The 17,076-nt window shown below is 73.4% G+C and carries 16 protein-coding genes; 7 read left to right on the plus strand and 9 right to left on the minus strand.

Going from position 1 to position 17,076, the window contains the following annotated elements; all coding sequences use genetic code 11:
* Window positions 1-162 precede the first annotated feature (162 nt).
* The gene (locus tag QSK15_RS01250; RefSeq protein WP_030332052.1) at window positions 163-432 is read left to right on the plus strand and encodes a DUF6458 family protein; all 270 of its coding nucleotides are present in this window, start codon (window positions 163-165) and stop codon (window positions 430-432) included.
* Between the two features lie 57 nt (window positions 433-489).
* Here QSK15_RS01250 and QSK15_RS01255 read toward each other — a convergent pair whose 3' ends face one another.
* Complete coding sequence (locus QSK15_RS01255) at window positions 490-1,029, minus strand: SixA phosphatase family protein (protein WP_285792514.1); 540 nt, start codon at window positions 1,027-1,029, stop codon at window positions 490-492.
* A 112-nt stretch (window positions 1,030-1,141) separates the two neighbouring features.
* Between QSK15_RS01255 and QSK15_RS01260 the strand changes: the two genes are divergently transcribed.
* Entirely contained in the window at window positions 1,142-1,429 is a 288-nt protein-coding gene (locus QSK15_RS01260; RefSeq protein WP_285792515.1) for a DUF6458 family protein, read from the plus strand.
* Between the two features lie 67 nt (window positions 1,430-1,496).
* On the opposite strand, the gene trhA is transcribed toward QSK15_RS01260, so the two are convergent.
* Window positions 1,497-2,174, minus strand: a complete 678-nt coding sequence (gene trhA, locus QSK15_RS01265) for a PAQR family membrane homeostasis protein TrhA (protein WP_285792516.1) — start codon at window positions 2,172-2,174, stop codon at window positions 1,497-1,499.
* Window positions 2,175-2,281: 107 nt separating this feature from the next.
* On the opposite strand from trhA, the gene QSK15_RS01270 reads away from it, so the two are divergent.
* The 3 genes from QSK15_RS01270 to QSK15_RS01280 are packed head-to-tail and all read left to right on the plus strand — an operon-like array spanning window position 2,282 to window position 4,540.
* Window positions 2,282-2,947, plus strand: coding sequence for a 5-oxoprolinase subunit B family protein (locus QSK15_RS01270; RefSeq protein ID WP_285792517.1), 666 nt, complete (start codon window positions 2,282-2,284; stop codon window positions 2,945-2,947).
* The gene (locus tag QSK15_RS01275) at window positions 2,944-3,807 is read left to right on the plus strand and encodes a 5-oxoprolinase subunit C family protein (protein WP_285792518.1); all 864 of its coding nucleotides are present in this window, start codon (window positions 2,944-2,946) and stop codon (window positions 3,805-3,807) included. The genes QSK15_RS01270 and QSK15_RS01275 overlap by 4 nt, the downstream gene beginning before the upstream one ends.
* Window positions 3,791-4,540 (plus strand): LamB/YcsF family protein, encoded by a 750-nt coding sequence (locus QSK15_RS01280; RefSeq protein ID WP_285792519.1) that lies wholly within the window; start codon window positions 3,791-3,793, stop codon window positions 4,538-4,540. Before QSK15_RS01275 ends, QSK15_RS01280 begins: the two co-directional genes overlap by 17 nt.
* Window positions 4,541-4,572: 32 nt before the next feature.
* On the opposite strand, the gene QSK15_RS01285 is transcribed toward QSK15_RS01280, so the two are convergent.
* The 6 genes from QSK15_RS01285 to pdhA form a co-directional block, all read right to left on the minus strand.
* A complete protein-coding gene (locus tag QSK15_RS01285; protein ID WP_285792520.1) occupies window positions 4,573-6,411 on the minus strand; it encodes an NHL domain-containing thioredoxin family protein in 1,839 nt (612 codons plus the stop codon).
* Between the two features lie 192 nt (window positions 6,412-6,603).
* On the minus strand, window positions 6,604-9,306 hold the full coding sequence (locus QSK15_RS01290; protein ID WP_285792521.1) for an LppU/SCO3897 family protein: 2,703 nt from the start codon (window positions 9,304-9,306) through the stop codon (window positions 6,604-6,606).
* A gap of 344 nt (window positions 9,307-9,650) precedes the next feature.
* Window positions 9,651-9,788, minus strand: a complete 138-nt coding sequence (locus tag QSK15_RS01295; RefSeq protein ID WP_165435866.1) for a hypothetical protein — start codon at window positions 9,786-9,788, stop codon at window positions 9,651-9,653.
* A 216-nt stretch (window positions 9,789-10,004) separates the two neighbouring features.
* The gene (locus QSK15_RS01300) at window positions 10,005-11,450 is read right to left on the minus strand and encodes a dihydrolipoamide acetyltransferase family protein (RefSeq protein WP_285794294.1); all 1,446 of its coding nucleotides are present in this window, start codon (window positions 11,448-11,450) and stop codon (window positions 10,005-10,007) included.
* Window positions 11,451-11,455: 5 nt separating this feature from the next.
* The gene (locus QSK15_RS01305) at window positions 11,456-12,445 is read right to left on the minus strand and encodes an alpha-ketoacid dehydrogenase subunit beta (protein ID WP_285792522.1); all 990 of its coding nucleotides are present in this window, start codon (window positions 12,443-12,445) and stop codon (window positions 11,456-11,458) included.
* On the minus strand, window positions 12,445-13,620 hold the full coding sequence (pdhA, locus tag QSK15_RS01310; RefSeq protein WP_285792523.1) for a pyruvate dehydrogenase (acetyl-transferring) E1 component subunit alpha: 1,176 nt from the start codon (window positions 13,618-13,620) through the stop codon (window positions 12,445-12,447). Before pdhA ends, QSK15_RS01305 begins: the two co-directional genes overlap by 1 nt.
* Before the next feature lie 545 nt (window positions 13,621-14,165).
* On the opposite strand from pdhA, the gene QSK15_RS01315 reads away from it, so the two are divergent.
* Window positions 14,166-15,050 (plus strand): hypothetical protein, encoded by an 885-nt coding sequence (locus tag QSK15_RS01315; protein ID WP_285792524.1) that lies wholly within the window; start codon window positions 14,166-14,168, stop codon window positions 15,048-15,050.
* A gap of 65 nt (window positions 15,051-15,115) precedes the next feature.
* Window positions 15,116-15,739: a phosphatase PAP2 family protein gene (locus QSK15_RS01320; RefSeq protein ID WP_285792525.1), complete on the plus strand. Its 624-nt coding sequence runs from the start codon at window positions 15,116-15,118 to the stop codon at window positions 15,737-15,739.
* A 79-nt stretch (window positions 15,740-15,818) separates the two neighbouring features.
* Here the strand turns inward: QSK15_RS01320 and QSK15_RS01325 are convergent, their stop codons facing one another.
* Window positions 15,819-17,042, minus strand: coding sequence for a hypothetical protein (locus tag QSK15_RS01325; protein WP_285792526.1), 1,224 nt, complete (start codon window positions 17,040-17,042; stop codon window positions 15,819-15,821).
* Window positions 17,043-17,076 lie beyond the last annotated feature (34 nt).

Below are 17,076 nucleotides of genomic sequence, written 5' to 3' on the forward strand. Positions count from 1 at the left end.
CGGCCGGCGGGGCTGTCTGCCTCGCCGGCCGTCGCCGTCCCACCCCGGCGGCGGGCACGTATTGGGCCAGCCCGGCCGGGTATGCCGGTGGCGTGGCGGGTAACCGTCGCGTGACCTCGAAAGGGAACGCCCAGAGCCACCGCACGGGGGAGTGCAGCGCACATGGGTGTAGGTAGCGGCATCTTTCTCATCGCAATCGGCGCGATCCTGACGTTCGCGCTGAGGGCCAACGTCTGGTGGATCGACGTACGCGCGGTCGGCTGGGTGTTCATCCTGGCCGGGCTGGCCGTCCTGCTGACCACGCTCTGGTTCTGGCAGGACCGGCGCAAGCGGGCCCGAACCCTCATCGTGGAGGAGAACCGGCTGTCTCATCCGACGGCGATGATGCCGCCACCGCCGGACCCGCCGCCACCGACCGCGCCGCCGTCCTGATTCCCACACAGGCTGGACGCGTACCGCTGAGCCACCCGCCGACTGCCGGCGGGTGGCTCAGTCGCGTGCGGCGTGGCGGGCCGTGAGCGGCGCTCCCGCCCTGCTCCACTGCGACCAGCCGACCGGACAGCGGTGTACCGCCAACTCGGCGGTGCGCAACCCCCCGTCGTCGACACCCTCGGGGTCGAAGAGCGCCGAGAGCAGCGAGATGCCTGGATTGTGGGCAATGAGCAGTGCCGTGCGGGCCGCCGGGTCCACCGTGCGGACCAGCGACAACAACTCCTCGGGGTGCGCGTCGTACGCGCCCGGCTCATAACGGACGGTCGGGCGGGGACCGGTCGGGCCACCCTCCGGCGGGGAACCGGTCATCCCCATCGCCACGCCGTGCCAGGTCTGCCGGGTGCGGCGGGCCGTCGAGCAGATCACCACGTCGGGCAGCAGCCTGTGGTGCGCCAACCAGGCCCCCGCCGCGGCCGCGTCGGCGGTCCCACGGGCGCTCAGTGGCCGTTCGGCGTCGTCCGCCGCGTCGTTGCCCTGCTCGGCCTTCGCGTGCCGCAGCAACACCAGTGTCCGTGTGTCGGGGTCGGCGTCCGTCATGGTCCCAGCTTGCCCGATTGGCGATCTCCGTGCCGGGGTAAGTCGATGGATGCCGCACCCCTACCGACGGCCGCGGCGCGAGGTACGCCAGGTTAGAGCCGAGGAGCGAGACATGGGCATTGGTGGCAGCATCTTCTTGATCGCGATAGGCGCGATCTTCGCGTTCGCAGTGGAGGCCGACCTGGGTTGGCTTGACCTGTCAGTGGTCGGCTGGGTGCTGATGCTGGCCGGCGTCGCCGGTCTGCTCGTCACCCTCTACTTCTGGAGCAGCCGCCGCCGCACGGTGGTCGCCGCGCCGGTGCGCGAGGAGCGCGTGGTGGCCGACCGGGTCGTTCCGGTCCAGACCGACCAGGTCGTGCAGGAGTACCGCGAGGTGCGTAGGCCGGGCCGACCGGTCTGATCCTCGCTCACACACTCCGGGGTCCCGCAGCGTGGCGGGGCCCCGGCTCGCGTTCGGCCCCTTCGGGTCAGGCGAACAGCGCGAAGTAGATGGCGATGTGGTGACAGAGCGCCGCCAGCAGCGTGCAGGCGTGGAAGAACTCGTGGTGGCCGAAGACGGTCGGCCACGGATTGGGCCGGCGCAACGCGTAGAAGACCGCGCCCACGCTGTAGATCGCGCCGCCGACGATCAGCAGCACCAGTGCCGCGACGCCGCCGCCGTGCAGGATCTCCGGCAGCATGGCCACCGCGACCCAGCCCAGCGCCAGGTAGAGCGGCGCGGACACCCAGCGCGGGGCGTGCGGCCAGACCACCTTGACCGCCACGCCGGCCAGCGCGCCACCCCAGACCAGGGCCAGCATCACCGTGGCAGGCCGGGGCGCGAGCAGCATCACGCAGAGCGGTGTGTACGTGCCGGCGATGAACACGAAGATCATCGAGTGGTCCATCCGGCGCATCAACTGGTAGCCGCGCTCCGACCACACCCGACGGTGGTACAACGCGCTGGTGCCGAAGAGCCCGCAGACCGTCAGGCTGTAGATGAGGCAGCTCACCAGTGGCGCCCACCCCGGCCTGGTGGCGGCGATCGAGCAGAGCACGATGCCGCAGACCACGGCGACGAAGAAGGCGTACGTGTGGAGCCAGCCGCGCATCCGGGGCTTACCGATGTCGACCGGCTTCAGGCGAAGCGGGGCGGAGGTGGTCACCCAGTCAGGTTACGACACCGTAGGTTACTTGTAAGTAGTGGCGTTGGTGACACCGGGCACCATCACCGTGAACACCGGATCGGCGGCACATCGGCGAGGATGAGCGGATGCGGATCCGACCGGTCGGGGCGCACGCCCTGCTCCTCGACTGCACCACGCCCAGCGACATCCCCGAGGCCGCGCTCGTCGAAGCGTGGCGCAGCGAGCTGTGGCGGCGTCGGGAACGGGGCGACCTGATCGCCGTCGAGATCGTGCCGGCGGCCCGGACCGTGCTGCTCGACGGCCTGCCCGACCCGACCACCACCGCCCGGCAGCTGACCCGATGGGCGTCCGCCGTCACCGCCACGGCCACCGGCCCCGAGCACGCCGGAGCCCCAGGCCACGACGCCGAGGCGGCGGACGTGGTCGTGCCCGTCTCCTTCGACGGGCCGGACCTGCCGGCGGTGGCCGACCACTGGGGGATGGACGTGTCAGCAGTGCGGCACCGGATCACCACCACCAGGTTCCGGGTCGCGTTCTGCGGCTTCGCCCCCGGCTTTCCCTACCTGACCGGGCTGCCCGCCGAGCTGGCGCTGCCCCGGCTGGCCACGCCCCGACCCCGGGTCCCGGCCGGCTCGGTCGCGCTGGCCGGCCCGTACGCCGGCATCTATCCGGGCGCGTCGCCCGGCGGCTGGCAGTTGGTCGGCCGGACCGACCTGGTGCTGTTCGACGTCGCCGCCGACCCGCCGGCCCGCCTCAACCCGGGCACCACCGTCCGGATGGTGGCGGCGTGACCCACCCGGCCACCATCGAGGTGCTCCGCGCCGGCGCGCTCACCACGGTGCAGGACCTCGGCCGACCCGGCTGGGCGCACCTGGGCGTACCCCGCTCCGGGGCCCTCGACCCGGCCGCCCTTCGGCTGGCCAACCGGCTGGTCGGCAACCCGGAGCACGCGGCCGGCCTGGAGATCACCCTGACCGGCTGCACAGTGCGGCTGACCCGGGCCACCACCGTCGCGGTCACCGGCGCCGAGGTCCCGGTCCAGGCGGGCGTTCGACCCGGCGACACCGGACGCCCGCTCAGCGTGCCGGCCGGCACGGTACTGCGGATCGGCCCCGCCCGACGGGGCGTACGGAGCTGGCTGGCGGTCGCCGGCGGCATCGACGTGCCACCGGTGCTCGGCAGCCGGGCCACCGACACCCTCTCCGGGCTCGGCCCACCTCCGCTGCGGGACGGCGACCGGCTGCCACTGGGCGAACCGGTCGCCGCACCCGCCCCAGTCGACTCGACCAGCTGCGCCAACCCCGAGCCGGAGCTGCACCTGACGCTCGGCCCCGGCCCCCGCGAGGACTGGTTCACGCCGGCCGCGTTCGACCGGCTCTTCGGCAGCGCGTACACCATCAGCCCGGTGAGCAACCGGGTCGGCGCGCGGCTCGCCGGCGCGGCGCTGCCCCGCGCGGTCGCCGGCGAACTCCCCAGCGAGGGCATCGTGCTCGGCGCGGTGCAGGTGCCGGCGGACGGACAACCGCTGATCTTCCTCGCGGACCATCCGACCACCGGTGGATACCCCGTCGTCGGGGTGGTCACCGACGTGACAGCGCTCGCGCAGGCACGGCCAGGTACTACCGTCAGATTCCATGGACCTCAACGCTGACCTGGGCGAGGGATTCGGCATCTGGCGACTCGGCGACGACGACGCGCTGCTGGACCTGGTCACCTCCGCCAACGTCGCCTGCGGCTTCCACGGCGGCGACCCGTCCACCATGCGGCGGGTCTGCGAGGGCGCCGCGCACCGTGGGGTGGCGGTGGGCGCGCAGGTCGGCTACCGCGACCTGGCCGGCTTCGGCCGACGGCACATCGCGTACGACTTCGCCGAGCTCCGTGACGAGGTGACCTACCAGCTCGGGGCGCTGGACGCGTTCTGCCGGCTGTTCCGCACCCGGGTCCGCTACCTCAAGCCGCACGGCGCGCTCTACCACGCGGCCAGCACCGACGAATCCCAGGCGGCGGCGGTGGTCGCGGCGGTCACCGGCTACGACCCCGAGCTGCCCGTGCTCTGCCTGCCCGGGTCGACACTCGCCCAACTCGCCGTCGGTGCCGGTCTGCCGGTGGTGGCCGAGGCCTTCGCCGACCGCGCCTACCTGCCCAACGGGGCGTTGGTGCCACGCGGCACCCCGGGCGCGGTGATCACCGACCCCGAGCAGGTCGCCGAACGGGCGGTGCGGATGGCCACACACCGCAGCGTGGTGGCTGTCGACGGCACCGTCATCCCCTGCTCGGTCGACTCGATCTGCGTGCACGGCGACACCCCGGGCGCGGTCTCCGCCGCCGAACTCGTCCGCGCCACCCTGATCGACGCCGACATCACGCTCGCCCCGTTCGCCTGACCGGAGGGGCCCGGCGGGCCCCTCCGGCCAGGTCAGGCGTCCAGACCGCGGAGCACCAGCGGCAGCCGCGTCACGGCACCGTCGACCACACGGACCGGTACGCCCCAGTCCTGCCGGGTCAGGTGGCACGCCGCGTGCTCCACGTCCGCGTCACAGGTCGCCGCCTGAGCCGTCACCTGCAGCACGCCCGCGGTGACCTCGCCGTTGAGCACCAGCCGGCGGGACAGCTCGGTGCCCGTCCCGGCACCCTCCACCAGCAGCTCCGGCGGGGACGCCGACACCACCAACCGGGTCGACGGCCCGTACGTCTCGTCGAGCTTCTGCCCCGGCGCCGGGGTGAAGACGATGTCCAGCGTGACCTCGCCGGCCGCGACATCGGTCGGCTTGCGCTCGGTGCGGTGCCGGGGACCGTCCACCGTGCTGGCCCCCGCCGCCGACAGGGCACCCGGCGCGAGTCGGGTCAACCGGTGCGCGGCCGACTCCACCACCAGCACCTCACCGGACGGGGTGAGCACCAGGTCGCTCGGCTCCGCCAAGCCGTCCGCCACGGTGGAGACCTGGTTGCTGGCCGGGTCGAAGCGGCGCACCGCGCCGTTGTACGTGTCAGCGATCAGCACCGAGCCGTCCGGCAGCGCGCACACCCCCAGCGGGTGCTGAAGCAGCGCCGACTCCGCCGGACCGTCCACGTGCCCGAAGTCGAACAGGCCCTGCCCGACGGCGGTGCCCAGTACGCCGTTCTCCACGTACCGGACCGCACTGGTCTCGCTGTCGGCCACCCAGAGCCGGGTGCCGTCGACGGAGACGGAGAGCCCCGACGGCTGCGCCATCCACGCCTCGGCCAGCGGACCGTCCCGCAGCGACTCCACCGTGGTGCCGGCGTACATGCCGGCGGTCCGCTTGATCGGGTCGAACCACCACAGCTGGTGGATACCGGCCATCGCGATGATCAGCTTGTCGTCGTACCAGGCCAGATCCCACGGTGAGGAGAGGTCGACGGCGAGCGCGTCGTGGGCGTGGTCGTCGACCTCGGCGCGCCACTGCCGGCCGCTCCCGGCCACCGTGACCACCTCGCCGGACTCCAGCCGTACGCCGCGCAGCAGGTGGTTGACGGTGTCGGCCACCACCAGGTCGTAACCGGCCACCTCGGCGACCTGGGTGGGCAGCACGCACACTCCCTGCGGCTCGGAGAACGTCGCAGTGGCGGCCGGCCCGTCCGCCCGACCCCGCTCACCCGAGCCGATCCGCCGCACCGGCGTCTCACCGTCCGGCTCGATCTCGACCACCGAGTGCCGGGCCGAGTCCGAGACCAGCAGGTTGCCGTTCGGCAGCAGCGCCGCCTTGCCCGGGAAACGCAGCGCGGTCTCCGGTGCCGGCGGCGGGACGTACGGGCCGTCACCCCGGTGCAGGGTGCCCTTGGCCTCGTGGGTGGCGACCAACTCGTCGATCAGCCGGGCCAGCCCTTCGGCGTGCCCCTCGCCGGCCATGGTGGCCACCACGTAACCCTCGGGGTCGATCACCGACAGGGTCGGCCAGGCCCGGGCCGCGTACTGCTGCCACATGTCCAGCTCAGGATCGTCGAGGACGGGGTGGTGCACCCCGTACCGCTCCACGGCGGCGGCGAGCGCGTCGGCGTCCTTCTCGTGCTCGAACTTCGGCGAGTGCACGCCGATCACGACGAGCACGTCGCCGTACTTCTCCTCCAGCGGGCGCAGCTCGTCGAGCACGTGCAGGCAGTTGATACAGCAGAACGTCCAGAAATCCGCGATGACGATCTTGCCGCGAAGGTCCTGCAAGGTCAGATTACGGCCGCCGGTGTTGAGCCACTGCCGGCCCCGTAGCTCGGGGGCACGTACACGCGCTGTCGTTCCCATGCCTGCCAGCCTGCCACGCGCTGTAGGTCCGATCGCCGTGACCCGGACGACAGCAGCATGGGACGTGTCACCGTGGCGATCGTTGGCTGCTCCGCAGCGCGGTGCTCGGCGTGTCGAATTGCCCAACCGCCAACGATCACGGGGACGACGACGGCGGGGCCACGGTTGCCCGTGACCCCGCCGTCGGTGCAGCTACTTCGTGGCCGGCTTCAGGCAGAGCACCCGGTTGTTGCCGTCACCCGGCAGCACCACGTGGGGCTGCGTCGTGTCGGTGCACTTCTCCTTGGCGTCCACCTTCGAGACGATCGTGAACGCGCCCGCCTCGCCACAGTCCGCCGCCGAGGCGCCGCCCTCCCCGGACTGCTTCACGCAGGTGCCGACCGCAGGGTCGAAGGCCGGTGCGTCGTCCCCGCCGACCTTGCCGAGCAGCAGCAGCAGGCCGAGCGGCACCGCCAGGATGAGCACTGCGGCGATCAGCACCGCGGCCAGCACCCGGCCGTTGCGCACCTTCGGTGCCGGCGCTTCCACCTTCGGCTCGTCGGCGTCCGGCTTGAACGCGTCGAACCGGCCCTGGTCCGCCGGGCTGACCTCCTGGCCCCAGGACGGCGCGGACTGCGACGGCGGCGGGAACGACGGCGGGAAGTCACTGCCCGAGACCGGTTCGGTTGCCGGCGCGCCGAAGCCGGGTCCGCCGGAACCGGGGCCACCGAAGTTCGGCGCACCGAAGGTCGACGTCCCGTTCACGGTGCCGGCGCTGGCGGCCGGCGAGCCGGGGCCACCGAACTGGTCTGCCGGCTGGTCGGCACCGCCGTGCGGCCGAACACCGTTCACCGGCCTGTTGTTACCCGGGGCGTCGACGAAGGACGGCACACCGGGCGGGAACGCCGGCGGCGCCGACGGGGTCTCGTTGAACGAGTTCGGTGCGGGCTGCCGATCGTCGAAGCGCGGCTCGGCCGGGGACTCTCCGCCCCAGCCGGACCCCGCCTGCCGTTGCGCGTCGTGCTGCCAGTCGGGCGCGATCTGCCGCTGGCCCTCGTTCTGCCAGTCGGGAGTGGCCTGCTGCGGCGCGTCGTTGGGCCACTCCGGGGCACCCTGACGGTCGCCGCCCGGGTTGCCCTGGAACGCCTCCGGCTCGGGCTCGGCCTCCGGCTCCGGTCGGGCCGGGCGACCGTACACCCGGGGTTGCGGTGCGGCAGTGCCGGTCGGTCGGATCGCCTGGTCGGTCGGGGGCATCACCCGGCTGGCCAGCGGCACCGAAGCGCTCGCCGTGGCCCGGGCCGCCGCGCCGGCTGCCGACTCGGCGTCCGACACCGGTACCGCCGCACGGCCCGCTCCGGACTCCGGTGAGGTACGCGGGGCGGGCACCACCGCGGCGCTCGCGGCGGGGTCCTCGGGGCGGCCACCGTACTGCGCGGCGGCGTCCGGGGTCTCCCGCTCGGCGTAGGCGGGCTGCTCGGGGATCGGCGCGAACTGGCCCTGGGGCGCGTAGTCGGCCGGTGGGGCGGCAGCCAGGCTGGCGCCCGGCACGCGCTGCTCCTGCGGAGGCAGCGGCACCGCGTTGGCCGGCGAGATGCCCGGCGCGGGACCGGGCTGGTAGGCCGGTGCCTCGTCGGCCCGGTCCGCCTCCCAGCCGCCACGGGCCTGGGCGGAAGCCTCGGCCTCCGCGCGGCCCCACACCTCACCGGGCGCCCACGGCTCGACCTCCGCCACAGCGCCGGAGTTGCCCTGCGCGGCGTTGTCCGGGCTGGCGGCCCAGTTGGGCGCGCCGCCGCTGGTAGGCACGCTGGCGCTGGCCCGGGCGGGCAGGTTGCTCGGCTCCGGCGGGGTCCACGCTGCCTGCTCCGGCCGCTCGGTCGGCTGCTCGGGCTGGGACAGGACCCAGTCGGGCTGTTGCGGGCGGCTCTCGGCACTGCCCCAGGCCGCCGGCTGCCCGGGGGTCGGCTGCGCGGGCTGGTCCTGCCGCGCGTCGTTGCCGTCGTTCCACGCTGCGGGCTGCGCCTGCTGCTGCGCGGCCCACCCGCCGGAGTTGGCCGGGTCGTCCTGCGCGGGCCAGGTCGTCGTCGGGGCCGGGACCTGGGCGGCGCCACGGGCCGCGTTCGGCTGGGCGGCCTGACCCCAGCCGGGGGCGGGCTGCTCGGTTGCTTCGGCGGGCTGGCCCCAGGCCGGTGGCGACTGCTCGGCCGGCTGCCACACCGGCTGGTCGTCCCGGGCGGCGCCGCCAGCGGGCCAGCCGCCGTTGCCGGTGGCCTGTTCCTGCTGAGCGCCGCCGGGCCAGGCGGCGGCCTGCGGTGCGTCGGACTGGGTGGACTCGCCCCCGCGCCAGTCGGCGGCTGGCGGGTTGGCCTGCTGCGCCGCGCCACCCCAGCCGGCGGCCGGGTCCTCCTGGGCGGGCCAGGCGGCGGTGGCCGGCGGAACCTGTGCGGCGCCCCGCGCGGCCGGCTGGACCTGCACCCAGTCCGGCTGCTCGGCAGGGGCGTTCGGGGTCCAGGTCGGCGCGGGCGCGCTCTGCTCGGCGGGCGTCCAACCCTGCTGCTGCGCCGCCCACGGGTCGGGCTGCGCCGGGGCGCCGTCGTTGCCGGACCACGCACCGGGCTGCTGCGGCGGCTCGCTCCCGCCACCGCCAGTGGCCCAGGCGGGCTGCGCCGGGTCGTTGGGCTGTGGAGCAGCGGCGGCACCCCAGGCGGGGGCCGGTGGCTGCTCGGGCTGGGTCGCCCAGGCCGGCGTCGACGGGTTGGGCCGTGTCGGGGGCGGGGGTGCCCAGCCCAGGTCGGGGCCGGCGGCGTTCTGGCCGTTGTCCGGCTGCGCCGGGCGGTCGCCGTACGGCGCCGGTCCGCCGGCGCCCGGTGACACCTCGTCCGGCTCTTGGCCGGAACGGTGCGGGCCCTCGGACGTCATGGGTGCGCCTCCTCCATCACATGTCGGCTCGCCGGTGCCGATCGGTCTCCTCGGCGTGGCTGCCGGCGTCACCGGCGTACCGCTGTGCCGGCTCCCCGCACGGTATCGGGTGGTGGCACGACACGTCCAAGGAGCATTGGCCGTCACTCACCGTGGTCGGTTGGTGTCGAGCAGCTTCTGTCGGCTCGGCCTCTGCCGGGTCGGCGGGCGGCGACCGAAGCCCACCGTACCGGGCGCTGCGGCAGGGCGGAATCCCGGTGGTGGGTGGCGGCTGAACGCCGATGGCCCACCCGGTGGGCCGGGTGGGCCATCGATCTGGAGGAGGTGAGGAATGTCGTGGAGCGTCAGCTCATGTGACGCTGGGCGATGACGAGGATCTCCTCGCGGACCGCCGGCGAGTTCGCCGAGCGCAGCGCGTGCTCGATGGCACGGGCGCGGCGGGTGGCGTCGCGGTGGTTGCGGATTCGCTCGATCATGCTCATTGGTGGGTCCCCCTAGCTATTCGGTTGTCAGCCCCTGATGCATCTATTCAACAGCAGAAGCTCGCGAAATTCCATCGATTGTTAGGTGAGCTGAGACACCTGCCTAACAATCAAAGGTCAACAGGTCGTCTGGCCGACGGTTCCGTCGCCCAACGGACACGGCCGGTGTGCCGGGCGTTAACCCGTGACACACCGGCCGTGGCTGGCGAGCGACGATCAGGTCCAGGCGAGCAGCGCCGCCTCCGGATCCGTGAGGAAGTCGCCGACGTCCCGCAGGAACTTCGAACCCAGCTCACCGTCGATGATCCGGTGATCGAAGCTCAACCCCAACGTGGTGACCTGGCGAACCTTGACCTTGCCCTTGTGCACCCAGGGCATCTCCCGCACCGCGCCGAACGCCAGGATCGCGGACTCACCCGGCGGCAGGATCGGTGTGCCGGTGTCCACCCCGAACACGCCGACGTTGGTGATGGTCAGGGTGCCGCCGGACATGGCCGCCGGCGAGGTACGGCCGGACTTCGCCGTCTGCACCAGGTCGGTCAGCGCGTCCGCCAACTCCCGCAGCGAGAGTCGGCCGGCGTCCTTGACGTTCGGCACGATCAGACCGCGCTCGGTCGCTGCCGCGATGCCGAGGTTGACGTACTCCTTGACCACGATCTCGTCGCCCGCCCAGGTCGAGTTGACCATCGGGTGCCGTTGCACCGCGAGCAGCACCGCCTTCGCCACCAGCAGCAGCGGCGAGACCCGTACGTCGCGCCACTCCCGCCGGCCGCGCAGCCGGTCCAGAGCCTTCATCGCCCGGGTCACGTCGACGGTCAGGAACTCCGTCACGTGCGGGGCGGTGAACGCCGAGCGGGACATGTTCTCGGCGGTGAGCTTGCGGACCCCCTTGACCGGGATGCGCTGCTCCCGGTCCGCGCCGAAGCTGGGCGCGGTCGCCGCCGCGACCGGCTCGGCGACGACGGTGGTCGCACCGCTCGCCGCCCGCTGCACGTCCTCCCGGGTGATCGAGCCGAGCGGCCCCGACCCGGTCAACGTGCCGAGGTCGACCCCGAGATCCTTGGCGAGCTTGCGCACCGGTGGCTTGGCCAGCACGCCACCGCCGGTCGGCGCGGCCTGCCCGTTGCGGGCCGGTGCCACCACCGGAGGCGGAGTCGGCGCAGTCGGTGCGGGAGCCGCCACGGCCTGCGCGGGAACCGCGCCCTTGCGGGGGCGGCGCTTCGCGGCGGTGGTACGCGGGCCGTAGCCGACCAGCACAGCCGTCCGGCCACCAGGGGCCGCGCCGCCGATCAGACCGGGCTCGACCATGCCCTCGGCCGGTGCCACCTCCACCGCCGCCAGCGAAGCCGCCGACGGGGTGGGCAGGTCACCGCTGGGCGTGGCAGTGGTCGACGGCGTCTCCAGCGGGCCGGCCCCCGGGTCGGTGTCGATCGCGATGATCGGCGTACCGACCTCGACAGTGCTGCCCTCCGGGTGGTGGATCGCCTGCACCTGCCCGGCCCACTTCGCCGGGATCTCCACCGCCGCCTTCGCGGTCTCCACCTCGACGATCGGCTGGTTCAGCTCGATGGTGTCGCCGACCTTGACCAACCAGGCGAGGATCTCGCCCTCGGTCAACCCCTCGCCCAGGTCGGGCAGGTTGAACGTCTTGATCCGGGACATGCCGCTCACCAGCCGAAGGTGCGGTCGACGGCGTCGAGCACCCGGTCGAGGTCGGGCAGGTACTCCTCCTCCACCCGGGCGGCCGGGTAGGGGGTGTCGAAGCCGGTCACCCGCAGCACCGGCGACTCCAGGGAGTAGAAGCACTCCTCGGTGATCCGCGCGGCCAACTCGGCGCCGAGGCCGATGTTGGACGGCGCCTCGTGCACCACGACCGCCCGGCCGGTGCGCTTCACCGACTCGTACGCCGCCCGCAGGTCCAGCGGCGAGAGCGAGCGCAGGTCGATGACCTCCAGTTCGCGGCCGTCCTCGGCGGCGGCGGTCGCCGCGTCCAGGCAGGTCCGCACCATCGGGCCGTAGGCCAGCACGGTGGCGTCGGTGCCGGGCCGCACCACCCGGGCGGAGTGCAGGGGGTACGCGTCGGACAGCGGCGCGTCCAGGTCGACAGGACCCTTCTCCCAGTAGCGCCGCTTGGGCTCCAGGAAGACGATCGGGTCGTCCGAGGCGATGGCCTGCTGGATCATCACGTACGCGTCCTGCGGGTTGGCGCAGGTCACCACCTTCAGGCCGGCGGTGTGCGCGAAGTACGCCTCCGGCGACTCGGAGTGGTGCTCGACCGCCCCGATACCGCCACCGAACGGGATCCGGATGACCATCGGGATGTTGAGCTTGCCGCCCGAGCGGTAGTGCATCTTCGCTACCTGCGAGACGATCTGGTCGTACGCGGGGTAGACGAAGCCGTCGAACTGGATCTCGCAGACCGGCCGGTAGCCACGGATGGCCAGACCGACAGCGGTGCCGATGATGCCGGACTCGGCCAACGGGGTGTCGATGACCCGCTGGTCACCGAAGTCCTTCTGGAGCCCGTCGGTGATCCGGAAGACGCCGCCGAGCTTGCCGACGTCCTCGCCCATGATGATGACCTTGGGGTCGTTCTCCAGGGCGCGGCGCAGACCCGTGTTGAGGGCCTTGCCGATGGTGAGCGTCTCCGTGGCCATCAGTGGGCGCTCCCCTCGAACGACTCCATGTAGCGGCTGAACTGCGCGCGCTGCTCGTCGAGCAGCGGAGACCCGTTGGGGTAGACGTGATCGAACATCGTCACCGGCTCCGGGTTCGGCATCTCGAGTACCCGCTCGCGCAGGTGCACCGACTCGCGGCGGGCCTGCTCGTCGACCTCGGCGAAGAAGCCGGCGTCGGCGATCTGCTGCTTCTCCAGGAAGGCCTTGACCCGGGCGATCGGGTCCTTGGCCTGCCACGCCTCGACCTCGCTGGCGATCCGGTAGCGGGTCGGGTCGTCGGAGGTGGTGTGCGCGCCCATCCGGTAGGTGTACGCCTCGATGAGGCTCGGCCCCTGCCCGAGCCGCGCGTTGTCCAGCGCGGTGCGGGTGACCGCGTACGAGGCCAGCACGTCGTTGCCGTCCACCCGTACGCCGGGGAAGCCGAAGCCGGCGGCCCGCTGGTAGAGCGGGACCCGGGTCTGCCGCTCCAGCGGCTCGGAGATCGCGTACTGGTTGTTCTGGCAGAAGAAGACCAGCGGCGCGTTGAACACGCTGGCCCAGACGAACGCCTCGTTCACGTCGCCCTGGCTGGTGGCGCCGTCGCCGAAGTAGGCGATCGCCGCCTCGCCGTCGTCGGTGCCGGTCTTGCCGTCGATGGTGATGCCCATCGCGTAGCCGGTTGCGTGCAGGGTCTGCGCGCCGATGACGATCGTGTACATGTTGAACTTGAACTCGTTCGGGTCCCAGCCGCCCTGGTCGACGCCGCGGAACAGGCCGAGCGGCATGATCGGGTCGATGCCCCGGCAGTAGAGGACGCCGTGCTCCCGGTAGGTCGGGAAGGCCATGTCCTGGGCACGCAGCGCCCGCCCGGAGCCGACCTGGGCGGCCTCCTGGCCGAGCAGGCTGGCCCAGAGGCCCAGCTCGCCCTGGCGCTGGAGAGCGGTCGCCTCGGCGTCCAGCTTCCGGACCAGCACCAGGTCACGGTAGAGCCCGCGGTACTCCTCGTCGGTGAAGTCGACGCGGTACTCGGTGCCGTCCGGCCCGGTGGCGCTGTCGATCCGCTCGCCTTCGGGGGTGAGTAGCTGCACCAGCGCGGGGTCGCCGGCCGTGCCCTTCCTGGAGCGGGGTGCGGCCCGCCTGCTGCGGGTGGTGCCCCCGGGGTCGCCCTTTGCCATCGGTCTCTCCCTGTCGTGTCTGCGTCGGCACCGGGGGGTCACCCGGCCACGCAACTCGTGCGCCTGCCCGGCTGCTGCCGGACCGGTTCCTGGCGGCCGCGCCTAGCCCCGGTGGGGGTTGCCGCACGGCGTGAACCGGGTTCTGGCCGAACCCGGATCGGGGAGCGCCGGCGCCGGGCCGCGCCTGCCGCGAGGGTGCGCGGAGGTCACGGCTGCGTTGCCGTCGTGCTCCATATTCGCAGAGCAGGTGAGCGCGCCCACAGTACGCCTGCCCCGCATTCCGACCGACCCTGCTTTGACGCTGTTTGTCGCCATCGTGACGGCCCGCGTCTCCCAGGCGTTGCGGCATGAATCGTCACCGTTCGGCCAGCACCGCGTGTCGACACGCGGTGGAGGTTGGCTGACCGAGGGTGACTGCGCGAGGCTGATTCCCGCAGGATCGCGCCTATCGGGTGAATTGTCGGGTTTCCCCGACGGTTTCCGTCCGCGTCCGCCAACGACCCGATGACCCGATGACCCGATGACCCGATGACAAGGAGTGTGCGGTGTACGAGCCAGGTGACGGTCCCGGCGCACCAGCACTTGGTCGGCACCGGTCGGTCGGCGGCTACCGCGGGGTGGTCGGCGTTCACCGTGCCCCCAGCGCCGGTGGCCCCACCCGCGGCTACCTGCTCACCGTCGCGCTGCTGGCCGGCACCGCGTCGATGCCCATCCTCGCGGCGATCAGCGCGGGCTCGGCCACCCCGGGCAGCACCGCCCTGCCGGACAGCAGCACCCCGTTCATCCCGACCCCCTCCGTCGGGCCGGTGGTGATCCCGCTGCCGATGGCCAGCCAACCGCCGCCTCCGCCGCTCGGCACGCCCAGCATCGGCCCGACCAGCGGCTGGCTGACCGCCGCCCCACGGCCTCCAGCGCACGGACCCGCCGCCGCCGATCCCGGGCCGGCCCAGCGCACCAGCGCTCCGCCGGGCGCGCCGAAACCCACGCGAGGCACCTCGCCGCCCGTACCCCCGCCCGTCGCTCCGCCGCCCCACGACCCCGACCCGACCGACCCGCCGGACCCGGACCCGGACCCGACCGATCCGACCGATCCGCCGGACCCCACCGATACGCCCGACCCGACCGATCCGCCCGACCCGGACCCCACCGACCCTGGCCCGACCGGCTCGGCCGACCCCGATCCGACCCCGACCCTGACGGTGGATCCGACGCCGGACCCGACACCGACGCCGACCGACGACGCGACCGCGACCGCCGCGCCGACCAGCACCCGGTCCGTGCCAGCCCCCACCCCCACACCACCCGCGGTACCGACCCGCCGGCCCGGCCCGGCGAACCCGTCGCCGTCGGCCGTCGCCCCGACCCCCCACGTCAGTCCGGCTCCGCTGCCCGGACCGACACACCCCCTGGCTTCGCCGACGGTACGGTGACGATCAGGCGCGGCCCGTCCGGCGTCGGTGCTGATCGGCGGTAGGCGCGTACCGGAGGGGGTGGCGTGGGCGGCGGTGCGGAACTCCGCCCGGTCACCACCCGACCCGGCCCGGGGCTGCGGATCGCCAGACTGGTCACCGAGGTGACCGCACCGGCGGTGCTCGTGTCGCTGCTGATCCTCACGGTGAGCTGGCACAGCGCGCACCGCCCCGGTCAGGGTCTCGTCTGGGGGCTGCTCGCCACGCTCTTCGTCACCGGCATTCCGTTCGCCTACATCGTCGGCGGGGTACGCAGTGGCCGGCTCACCGACCACCACGTCGGCCGCCGGGAGCAGCGCCGCGCGCCGCTACTCGTCGGGCTCGGCTCGGTCGCCGCAGGGCTCGCCCTGCTCGCCGTGTTCGGCGCGCCCCGCCCGGTGCTGGCGCTGGCGGTGGCCGGGCTGGTCGGCCTCGTCGTCGCCGTGTCGGTCAGCCACTGGTGGAAGATGTCGATCCACTCGGCGGTGGCCGCCGGCACGCTGGTCATCCTGATGCTGACCTTCGGGACGCGGCTGGTCGCGGCCGCCCCGCTGCTGGCGGTGGTCGGCTGGTCCCGGGTACGGCTGCGCGACCACACGGTGCCGCAGGTGCTGGCCGGTGGCGTGCTCGGCGCGCTGATCGCCGCTGTGGTCTTCGGCCCGTTGCGCTGACCGGCACCCAGCGACGGGGGCGGGGTCGCGGGCCGCCGCGAGGGCGGGCGGCGCGGAGCCGCCCACCCCCGGGACGCGGTCAGGCGCCGTCGTCGGCGAGCCGGTGCCGGTTCGCCTCGATCCAGGCGTCCAACGCGGCCGGATCGTCCGGGTCCACCCCGTCGGCCATCAGCTGCGCCACCGCCGCGGTGGCCGGGCTGCGCCGCTCACCTGTCGAGTAGAGCCGGGCAAACTCCGGCACCATCTCCTCGATCGCCTCGTCGGTGCGCGTCACCGCCGCCTCGGGCAGCCCGCGCTGGCGCGACGCGTACCGCGCCCACGCCCGCAGCACCCGGGGCAGCATCGCCGCGTCGTCCATGTCCAGCACGGCCCGGCGGTGCACCCAGTCGAGCAGGAAGAGCCCGGACACCGCCGGGCTCCAGCGCATCGGATCGGCGTCCGGGAAGCTCGCCGAGTGATCCAGCAGCAGGCTCAGACAGAAGTGCAGGGAGGCCAACTCGGGGCCGTCGACGGCGTCCAACCCGAACCGGACGGCTTCCGGCGCGGCGAGGAACCGCCGGACCAGGTCGGTGCGCTCGGCGGCGGAGAGCGGCTCCACCTCCGCCGGGCCGGTCGGGCCCGCCGCGGTGGGCAGTATCGCCAACCGGGCACCGACCAACGCCCGGTCGGTGGCGAGTGAGCCCTCACCGGGCAACTCGCCCAGGTCGTCGGTGACCGCCAGATGACGCGCCACCTCGCCCCGGAGCCGGGCCGGATCCTCGGTACGGAACCAGGTCAACTCGTCGTCGGCGCACATCTGCCGAACCTGGTCCAGGATCCGTTCGGCCGGGCCGCCCACGAAGATGTCCTTGGTGATGCCGATGTTGTGGTCCACCAGGGCCACCAGCGCGTGCTCCGAGCCGCCGGACTCGTCGTCGTAGGCGAAGGTCGCCAGGTAGGAGGTCTGATCGCCGTACACGTCGCCGTACGCCCAGCTGCCGGTGAGGTGCACCCGGCCCAGCTGCGCTGTCCAGCTGGGCGCCTGGCTGCCCGGACGGACCCGCTCGGTGCCCTCGGCGGTGGGGACGAGCGTGGCGAACACCTGCCGGATGGTGGTCGCCGCCGCGATCCGGCGGCGGGTGGTGGCGGCGAGGAAGCCGGTGACGAACTCCCGTACGGCGGTGTCGCGGTCGGTCTCCGCGATCGCGTACACGCTGCCGAGCAGGGCGCTGCCCAGCATCTCGGCGTCCAAGGCGGACTCCAGCTTGGTCACGTCGCGTGCGGCGTGCAGCACCGCGTCGTAGGGGGTCTGAGGCGTGGCCATGCTCCGACCCTACGCCGCTGTGGGCGTACGGAGA

It is taken from the genome of Micromonospora sp. NBRC 107095 (genome assembly GCF_030269705.1).
In the GTDB taxonomy this organism is placed as follows: Bacteria; Actinomycetota; Actinomycetes; order Mycobacteriales; family Micromonosporaceae; genus Micromonospora; species Micromonospora parva.